Genomic DNA, 8,550 nt, shown 5'->3' with positions numbered 1-8,550 from the left:
GGCGGGTGCTCTCTCACTCACGGGTCACGCCTCTCGTCGGAAGGCCTGACCGGCACCCTGCCGACCCTGCGCAACGAGGTCCTCGACGCGGTGTGGCCGAAGGTGAGCGCCGAGCAGGTCCTGCACCGGCTGCTGTCGGACGCGGACCTGCTGCGCGCGGCCGCGAAGGGCGTGCTCGACGAGGACGAGCAGGCCGTCCTGCTGACGGCGAGGCCCGCCCGCTCGCACCGCTCCGCCAAGTGGACCGCCGCCGACCGGGCCCTGCTCGACGAGCTGAACGACCTCATCGAGCGCACGACCTCGCTCGGCCACCTGGTGGTGGACGAGGCGCAGGACCTGTCCGCGATGCAGCTGCGGGCGCTGGGGCGCCGCTGCGCGACGGGCTCGGCGACCGTCCTCGGCGACCTCGCGCAGGGAACGACCGCGTGGTCGGCCCGCACGTGGAAAGAGGTCCTCACCCATCTCGGGCAGGACGGGGAGGTCACCGAGCTGACCCTCGGGTTCCGCGTTCCGGGCGCCGTCCTCGACTTCGCCGCCCGCCTGCTCCCGCACGTCGCGCCCGGGCTGGAGCGGCCGCGCTCGCTGCGCGCCGGCGCCGGGGCGCTCACCGTGCGGCGCGTCGCCGACCTGGCCGCCGCGACGGTCGAGGCCGCCCGCGACGCCCTCGCCCGCCCCGGTTCGGTCGGCCTGATCGTCCCGGACGCGCGGGCGGGCGCGCACGCGGCGGCGCTGGAGGCCGCCGGGCTGGAGCACGAGGTCCTCGGGCCGGAGTCGGCCGGCGCCGGACGGCTGCTCGTCATCCCGGCGACCCTCGCCAAGGGCCTGGAGTACGACCACGTGATCGTCGCCGAGCCCGCCGCCATCGCCGCCGCCGAGGTCCGCGGTCTCGCCCGCCTGTACGTCGTGCTGACCCGCGCCGTCACCACGCTGACCGTGCTCCACGAGGATGACCTGCCCGCCGAGCTGGCGGCGCCGTAGCCGGGCGCGCTACCCGGAGGCGCCCGGCCGGCCGGGGCGCTCCCGTGGGCGCAGCCCCTCGAAGACGATCCGCAGGACGTCCTCGCGGGCTCCGGCGCGTCCCGCGGCCGGACCGCCGCCCCCCAGCCTCGGCTGGGTCGACCGCGACGCGCCCGCGGCCGCCGGCCGGACCCGCCGCGGCGGCGCGCCCGGCGCGCTCACGCACGCGGCGCCGGCCGGGCCCTCCACAGAGGAGACGCACTGATGCGCATAGCGGACATGACCTGGCAGGAGTACGACGACCAGATCGGACGGCGGATCGTCGTCCTGCCGATCGGTTCGATCGACGGGCACGGCCCCCACCTGCCGCTCTCCGCCGACACGATCATCTCCGACCACCTCGCCCGGCAGCTGGAGGAGCGGCTCGGCGTCCTGGTCCTGCCGCCCGTGACCTACGGCCTGGCCACCGATCCCGCGGCCAGCGGCGGCCGGTTCCCCGGCGTGACCAACGTGCGGGCCGCGACCTTCACCGCGCTGGTGCTGGACATCCTGCGCGCCTCCTACCGGCACGGCGCCCGCAGGTTCGTGCTGCTCGACTCGCACAAGGTCAACCTGGGCGCGCTCAGGGAGGCGGCCGAGCTGTTCGCCGACACCGCGCCGCAGGCCCGGATCATGGCCGTCACCTGGTGGGACGTGGTGACCGAGGAGAGCCGCAACGCCATCGCGGCCGAGACCGGCGTCGCCCGCCACGACGACCACCACGCGGCCATGGTGGAGACGAGCCTGGTGATGCACGCGGCGCCGCACCTGGTCCGCGAGGAACTGCTGGCCGACGACGAGATCCCGCGCCGGGCGCGCTACTTCGTCCTCCCCGTGCCGCAGGATCTGCGGACCAAGACCGGCGTGGTCTACCGGGCGGCGGCGGCGAGCCCCGCCATCGGCGCACGGCTGATGACCGAGATCGTCACCAACCTTGTCGCCGCGGTCACCCGCGAGCTCGGCGAATCCCCGCAGGAGGTCCACCCGTAATGCTGATCATGGCGATCAAACCGGGCCATGACGGATCCATCGCCGTAGTCGAGGACGGCCGGCTGCTGTGGTGCCTGGAGTCGGAGAAGGACACGTTCCCCCGGTACGCGCCGCTGACCCCCACGACGCTGCTGGAGGCCGCGCAGCGGCTGGACCGCATGCCGGACGTGGTGGCGCTCGGCGGATGGGCCAAACCGCGCACGGGCGGAGTGATCGGCGCCGGCTACTCGGGCGTCTCGGCGGTGCGGCGCAGCCGGATCCGCTTCTTCGGCTCCGAGGTCGAGTACTTCACCTCGTCCCACGAGCGCTCGCACCTCATGACCGCCGTCGGCATGGCGCCGCCGGGGGACGAGGAGCTGAGCACCGTCCTGGTGTGGGAAGGCGTCATCGGTTCGTTCTACCTGGTCGACCGGGACTGGCAGGTCGTGCGCACCGTGCCGGTGCTGCCCCACCCGGGCGACCGCTACGCGTTCCTCTTCTCGCTGGCCGACCCGACGTTCCCCGACCACGGGCAGACGCCCCGCACGGACGGCAGCGGCAAGCTGATGGCGCTGGCGGCGTACGCCGACGCGAAGGACGCCGACGCCGACATCGAGTCCGCCGTCGACCGCATCCTGGCCGCGCCGGCCGTCAACCCGGCGCCGAAGGCCGACTTCGCCGACACCGTGCTCTACAACGCCGGCGTCCAGTCGAAGGCCGCCAAGGCGGCCGCGGCCCTGCTGACCAAGCGGATCTTCGACATGTTCGCCGAGGTCGCGGTCCGCGAGCTGCCGGCCGGCACGCCGCTGCGGATCTCGGGCGGCTGCGGGCTCAACTGCGACTGGAACGCGGCGTGGCGCGACCTCGGGCATTTCAGCTCGGTGTTCGTTCCGCCGTGCACCAGCGACTCCGGGTCGGCGATCGGGACCGCGATCGACGCGCTGGCCCACCGCGGCCGCACCACGCCGATCGACTGGTCGGTGTACGCCGGGCTCGGCTTCGTCGACGACACCCGCCCCGATCCGGGACGGTGGCACGAGGGGCGCCTCGACGACCGCGCCCTCGCGGCGGCGCTCGCGTCGGGCCGGATCGTCGCCTGGGTGCAGGGACGCTGGGAGGTCGGTCCGCGCGCGCTGGGCAACCGGTCGCTGCTGGCCGAGCCCTACTCGGCGGCGACCCGGGACCGGCTCAACCAGATCAAGCAGCGGGAGCCGTACCGGCCGATCGCGCCGTGCTGCCGTGAGGAGGACCTCGCGGACGCCTTCGTCGAGGACTTCCCCGACCCGTACATGCTGTACTTCCGGCGCGTCCGGTCGCCGCGGCTGGCGGCGGTGACCCACGTCGACGGCTCGGCCCGCGCCCAGAGCGTCACCGCGGCGGGCAACCCGCCGCTGCACGGCCTGCTGAGCGCGTTCGCCGACCGCACCGGGCTGGGCGTGCTGTGCAACACCTCGCTCAACCACCTGCGGCGAGGGTTCATCAACCGGATGTCGGACCTCGCCGCTTACTGCGAGGACCGCGGCATCGACGACATGGTCGTCGGCGACCGCTGGTACACGCGGACGGCCACGGGAGGCGGACATGCCGGCTGACCCGCGCACACCCCGCTCCCAGCCGCTGGTCAGCGTCATCATCCCCACCCTGAACCGGGCCGCCGCGCTGGACGCGGCGCTGGACAGCGTCATGACGGCCGCCCGGAGGCTCTCCGACGACCGGGACGCGGTCGAGGCGATCGTCGTCAACGACGGCGGCCGGTCCGTCGGCGACCTCGTCGACGCCTGGAAGCCGCGACTGCGCGTCACGCTGATCGAGCTCGACCGGTGCTCGGGCGGGGCGTCCGTGCCGCGCAACGTCGCCATCGACGCCGCCCAGGGCGAGTACATCGCGTTCCTCGACGACGACGACGTCTTCCTGCCCTCGCACCTGGCCGCCGGCTGCGAACCGCTGCGGCGCGGCGAGGCGGACTTCGTCTACTCGGGCGCCGTCGTGTCCGAGCGGCGGCTGGACGCCCTCCCGGACGACCTCGGCGGGTACCGGCTCAAGGCCTACCCCTACGACCCCCGGTTCCTGATGGTGGCGAACTACCTGCACACCGGCTCGGTCATCGTGCGCAACTTCCGGCGCACCGACGTCCGGTTCGATCCGCGGCTGGACGTCTGCGAGGACTGGGACCTGTGGATCGCGCTGACCGCGGAGCTGGACTACCGCGTCGCGTTCGTCGACGAGATCACCTCCGTGTACCACCAGATCCCCGACACCAGCGGGGTGGTGTCCGGAGCCCAGCTGATCTCGCCGTCGAAGTTCGCCCTGGCCCGCGACTACATCAACGCCAAGTGGCCGGTGGCGGACCCGGTCGTGGAGGGGTACCGCGCCTGGCTGGTGGCGCTGGAGCGGTACCGCGACGACCTCATCGCGCGCCGCAGGCGCATGCCGAACCTGCTGTTCGACGAGATCCTCGGCTACCTGCACGAGCGGATCACCCGGGGGCTGCCGCCCGACGACGCCCACATCGCCCGGTTCTTCACCGCGGCCGCGCCGGTGGGGCCGGAGGCGATCGCGTGAGCCCGCGGTCCGACGAGCCGCGCGGCCTGCTGTTCTCGCCGGCGTCGAGCTATCCCGTCCCGACGGCGTACGTCGTCGACCGCGACGGGACGATCCTGCACACCTGGAGCCACACCCACGGCCAGCCCCGCCCGGAGGACGACCCGCCCAGCTACCTGCGCGGCTGGAACCACGTCGAGATGGACGAGGCGGGCCGCCTCTTCGCGATCGTGCCGCTGCACGCGCTGCTGAAGCTCACCCGCGACTCGCGGCTGGAATGGGCGTGCGACGTGGCCGCGCACCACGATCTCGCGATCAACGCCGACGGCACCGTCCTCGTGCTCGGCGAGGCGCCCCGCCGGGTGGACGACGGCCGGACCGGCCACGTCGTGCTCGACAACCTGATCACGACGATCTCCGCCGACGGCGCCGTCACGAGGGAGGCGTCGCTGTACGACCTCCTGCGGACGGACCTCGGTCTGCGGCGGCTGATCGACACGGAGATCCGGCGGCGCGCCGCCGCGTTCCGGAGGCGCGGGTGGCCCGTCCCCGACGACGGCGTCCCGGACGGGGTGGCCGCCGAGACCCGCGCGATCCTGCGGACGGGAGTCCATGCGGGAGAGCGGCGCCGCGCCCTGCGGCTCCTGCGCGCCCTGCCCGGGTCCCCGTGCGACGTCCTGCACACCAACACCCTCGAAGTGCTGCCACCCCATCCGGCCGGCCTCTGGTCGCAGGGCGACCTGCTGGTCTGCATGCGGGAACTCGACGCCATCGCGGTGATCAGCCTCGCCGGCCGGCGGGTGGTCTGGTGGTGGGGGCCCGGCGAACTGTCGAGGCCGCACCAGCCCACCCTGCTCCCGGACGGCCGGATCCTCGTCTTCGACAACGGCGTGGAGAGGCGGCGCTCGCGCCTGGTCGCGGTGGACCCGGCCACCGGCGGCATCGGGTGGAGCTGGACGGCCTCCCCGCCGGAGTCGTTCTTCTGCCCGCTCGCCGGCGGCGCCGAGCCGCTGCCGGGCGGCGGCGTCCTGGTCACGAACTCCACCGCCGGCGCCGCCTTCGAGCTGACGGACGACGGACGGGTCGGCTGGGAGATGTCCCTGCCCGTCGAGGTGTACGGGGCCGAGCGCGGCCGGGTGTCCATCTACCGGATGTCGGCCGTGCCCGCCGGCGTCCTCTCCCGGGACGCGGCCGGACGCGCGCCGGCGGCGGCCGGGACGGGTGAGCGGGGGAATGCGTGAAGACCTTGATGATCATGAGGAGCCAGAGCGGGGTCCCCGGCCGGTCCGGCGTGCCCGGCGGTCAGATCGGCATGATCCAGATCGCCCGGGCGCTGCCGTCCCTCGGAACCGAGGTGAGCCTGTTCGTCGGCGGGCCGCGGATGGCCTACTTCGCGGGCCTCGACGACCTCGATCCGCACTACCTGCGCTGGCCGACCTGGCTCGACACCGCCATCGCGGCCGCTCCGGGAGGGGTGCGCGCGATCGGCCGCCGCCTGCGGCGGCGCCGGTGGCTGGCCGCGGTCACGGCGCTGCCGGAGTTCGCCGGCGCGGACGTGATCCACGTCCAGGGCCTCGAAGACGCCGAGGCGCTGCTCGACCGGGCCGATGGCCCGATCGTCGTCACCCACTGGGGGCGGGTCGGCCGGTGGCTGCCCACCGGAACCGACGCGCGCGCGGACGAGCTGCTGGCCCGGCGCATCAGCCGGATCCGCGCCGGAGCCAGGATCGTGGCCATCGGCCAGGCGCAGGCCCGGGCGCTGACGGACGCGGGCCTGCCGCCTTCCGCCGTCATCCCGCCGGGCATCGATCTGGAGCACTTCGCCAAGGGCGACCGCGACCGCGCACGCGCCGAGCTGGGCCTGCCCGCCGACGCCAAGATCGTGCTCTATGTGGGCCGCCTCGCCGCCGACAAGAACGTCGAGACCGTGCTGTCGGCGTTCGCGGGCATCAGCGGGAAGGTCGAGAACGGCAGGCTGCTCGTCGTCGGCGACGGCCCCTTCCGGCAGGACCTGCAACGCGCCGCCACGGAGCTCGGCATCGACGCGTCGGTGTCGTTCCGCTCCTTCGTCCCCCACCAGCAGCTGCCCGCGTACTACCAGGCCGCCGACGTCACCGTCGTGCCGTCGAACCTGCTGGAGACGTTCTGCATGGTCGCCCTGGAGGCCATCGCCTGCGGCTGCCCTCTGGTCGTCACCGACCAGGTGCCGGAGATCCTGAACGACTTCCCCGACGTCCCCTCCGTGTCCCCGTACGACGTCGCGGGCTTCCAGGAGCACATGGCCGCGGCCCTGCACGGTGAGCTGCGCCCGGCCGCCGACGCGCGCGTCCGCGAGTACGCCTGGAGCCGGATAGCCCGTCAGTACGCTGACCTCTACCAGACCGCCGACCGCCGCAGCAGCGGTGAGACCTCAAGCCGATAGGCACTCGCGAGGAGCCGACGAATGCACTCTGCCCTGAACGAAGGGACGCACCCCGACGTCGCGCGGGAGCGGTTGCGGCACGTCTACTGGATCGGCGGCGGCAGCGGGGCGGGCAAGTCCACCATCGCCCGGCGCATCGCGGACCGGTACGGGATGCACCTGTACGACACCGACGCGGTGATGCCCGACCACGCCCGGCGCATGCCCGCGGAGGAGGCCCCCTACCTGCGCGAGTTCGCGGCCATGGACATGGACCAGCGGTGGGTGGCCAGGAGCCCGCGCGAGATGCTCGACACCTTCCACTGGTACCGGGGCGAGGGGTTCGGCCTGATCGTCGACGACCTTCTCGCCCTTCCCGCCGACCGCCCGGTGCTGGCCGAGGGCTTCCGGCTGCTGCCCGACCTCGTCCGGCCCCTGCTGACCGAGATGAGCCACGCCGTGTGGCTGCTGCCCACCCCCGCGTTCCGCGAGGCGGTGTTCGACGGCCGCGGCGGCCCGGCGTGGGGGTTCGTCGCCAAGACGGGCGATCCGCGGCACGCCCTGCGGAACCTGCTCCAGCGCGACGCCATGTTCACCGACCGGCTCGCCGAGCAGACCCGGGACCTGGACCTGACGGGCCTCAGGGTCGACCCCGAGGTCACCGAGGACGACCTCGTCCGGCGAGTCTCCGCGGCGTTCGGCCTTGAGCAGTAGGCGGTCGCGACGTGGCCGCCCCGGGCGCGGCCCCGGCGGCCGCGACCGCCGGGAACGGCCTCCGGCGCCCCCGCGCCGGTCAGGCGTGCCCGTCCAGCAGGCGTTCCAGGTAGACGCCGACCCCGTCCTGGACGTTGGCGAGCGTCACGTCCGTGGCCGCGGCCAGGACCTCCGCGTGCGCGTTGGCCACGGCGACCGACCGCCCGGCCCACCGCATCATCGGAACGTCGTTGGGCATGTCGCCGAACACCAGGACGTCGGACGCCGGAACCGCCAGCTCCCCGGCGACGGCGGCGAGGGCGCTGCCCTTCGTCACCCCCCGCCGGCTCATCTCGACCAGGCCGAGGTATCCCTGCCGGGTCACCTCGACCAGATCACCGACGGTCGCGGCCACCAGCGCCACGAACGACTCCGGCTCGCGCCCGGGAGCGCGCGCCTGCAGCTTCACCACCGGCCCGCCGGTCAGGTCGGGCGGCACGCCCGGCGCGGGAGCGGACGCGGCCCCGCGTCTCCGGGGCCAGCCGGGCTCGTGCAGAACCCGGCCGCCGCACTCCACGTGCGCGGCGAAGACCACCTCGGGCACCCGCTCGCGGAGCAGCGCGCACACCCGCCGGACGTGCGCGGGAGCCATCGGCCGGCAGGCGAGCACCCGCTCCGCCGCCGGGTCGTACACCACGCCGCCGTTGGCACAGACCGCCAGGTACCGCGCGCCGAGCTGGGAGTAGACCTCCGCGAGCCGGTGCTGCGACCGCCCGGTCACCAGCACCACCCGGGCGCCGGCGCCCGCCGCCCGGCGCAGTGCGGCGGCGTTGCGGGCGCTGACGGCGCCGCCCTCCCCCAGCAGCGTGCCGTCGAGGTCGGTCGCGATCAGTCTCGGACGCGCGGCCGGGCGGACCGGAGGCGGGGGCGAAGGCGTCACGCCGCGACGA

Annotated in this window: 8 protein-coding genes and 1 pseudogene; 7 read left to right on the top strand and 2 right to left on the bottom strand. The window is 74.4% G+C overall.

The features are described 5' to 3' along the window. Positions 1-978 (top strand): annotated as a pseudogene (locus AB0C69_RS03550) (AAA family ATPase); the annotation flags it as partial. 9 nt (positions 979-987) lie between these two features. Here AB0C69_RS03550 and AB0C69_RS03545 read toward each other — a convergent pair. After that, the gene (locus AB0C69_RS03545; RefSeq protein ID WP_360349241.1) at positions 988-1,179 is read right to left on the bottom strand and encodes a hypothetical protein; all 192 of its coding nucleotides are present in this window, start codon (positions 1,177-1,179) and stop codon (positions 988-990) included. Positions 1,180-1,221: 42 nt separating this feature from the next. On the opposite strand from AB0C69_RS03545, the gene AB0C69_RS03540 reads away from it, so the two are divergent. The 6 genes from AB0C69_RS03540 to AB0C69_RS03515 are packed head-to-tail and all read left to right on the top strand — an operon-like array spanning position 1,222 to position 7,621. Then, complete coding sequence (locus tag AB0C69_RS03540; RefSeq protein WP_345178174.1) at positions 1,222-1,986, top strand: creatininase family protein; 765 nt, start codon at positions 1,222-1,224, stop codon at positions 1,984-1,986. Positions 1,987-1,994: 8 nt separating this feature from the next. Continuing rightward, complete coding sequence (locus AB0C69_RS03535; RefSeq protein WP_360349238.1) at positions 1,995-3,557, top strand: carbamoyltransferase C-terminal domain-containing protein; 1,563 nt, start codon at positions 1,995-1,997, stop codon at positions 3,555-3,557. Further along, positions 3,547-4,527 carry a glycosyltransferase family A protein gene (locus AB0C69_RS03530; protein ID WP_345178171.1) on the top strand — a complete coding sequence of 327 codons (981 nt, stop codon included), beginning with the start codon at positions 3,547-3,549 and terminating at the stop codon, positions 4,525-4,527. Before AB0C69_RS03535 ends, AB0C69_RS03530 begins: the two co-directional genes overlap by 11 nt. Then, complete coding sequence (locus AB0C69_RS03525) at positions 4,524-5,747, top strand: arylsulfotransferase family protein (RefSeq protein ID WP_360349235.1); 1,224 nt, start codon at positions 4,524-4,526, stop codon at positions 5,745-5,747. Before AB0C69_RS03530 ends, AB0C69_RS03525 begins: the two co-directional genes overlap by 4 nt. A 14-nt stretch (positions 5,748-5,761) precedes the next feature. Next, complete coding sequence (locus AB0C69_RS03520) at positions 5,762-6,928, top strand: glycosyltransferase family 4 protein (RefSeq protein ID WP_360349232.1); 1,167 nt, start codon at positions 5,762-5,764, stop codon at positions 6,926-6,928. A gap of 21 nt (positions 6,929-6,949) precedes the next feature. Further along, positions 6,950-7,621 (top strand): shikimate kinase, encoded by a 672-nt coding sequence (locus AB0C69_RS03515; RefSeq protein WP_345178167.1) that lies wholly within the window; start codon positions 6,950-6,952, stop codon positions 7,619-7,621. Positions 7,622-7,700: 79 nt separating this feature from the next. On the opposite strand, the gene AB0C69_RS03510 is transcribed toward AB0C69_RS03515, so the two are convergent. Further along, entirely contained in the window at positions 7,701-8,540 is an 840-nt protein-coding gene (locus AB0C69_RS03510; RefSeq protein ID WP_360349229.1) for an HAD family hydrolase, read from the bottom strand. Positions 8,541-8,550: the final 10 nt, after the last annotated feature.

This window comes from Actinomadura sp. NPDC048032, assembly GCF_040653175.1.
In the GTDB taxonomy this organism is placed as follows: Bacteria; Actinomycetota; Actinomycetes; order Streptosporangiales; family Streptosporangiaceae; genus Spirillospora; species Spirillospora verrucosospora.
The sequence above is the reverse complement of the archived record's forward strand: the minus strand, read 5'-3'. Positions and strand labels throughout refer to the sequence as shown.

What these genes read in the sequence shown, in the direction of transcription:
- AB0C69_RS03535 (WP_360349238.1), top strand. Translation starts at nt 1,995, where the DNA reads ATGGCGATCAAACCGGGCCATGACGGATCCATCGCCGTAGTCGAGGAC.
- AB0C69_RS03530 (WP_345178171.1), top strand. Translation starts at nt 3,547, where the DNA reads ATGCCGGCTGACCCGCGCACACCCCGCTCCCAGCCGCTGGTCAGCGTC.
- AB0C69_RS03515 (WP_345178167.1), top strand. Translation starts at nt 6,950, where the DNA reads ATGCACTCTGCCCTGAACGAAGGGACGCACCCCGACGTCGCGCGGGAG.
- AB0C69_RS03540 (WP_345178174.1), top strand. Translation starts at nt 1,222, where the DNA reads ATGCGCATAGCGGACATGACCTGGCAGGAGTACGACGACCAGATCGGA.
- AB0C69_RS03520 (WP_360349232.1), top strand. Translation starts at nt 5,762, where the DNA reads ATGAGGAGCCAGAGCGGGGTCCCCGGCCGGTCCGGCGTGCCCGGCGGT.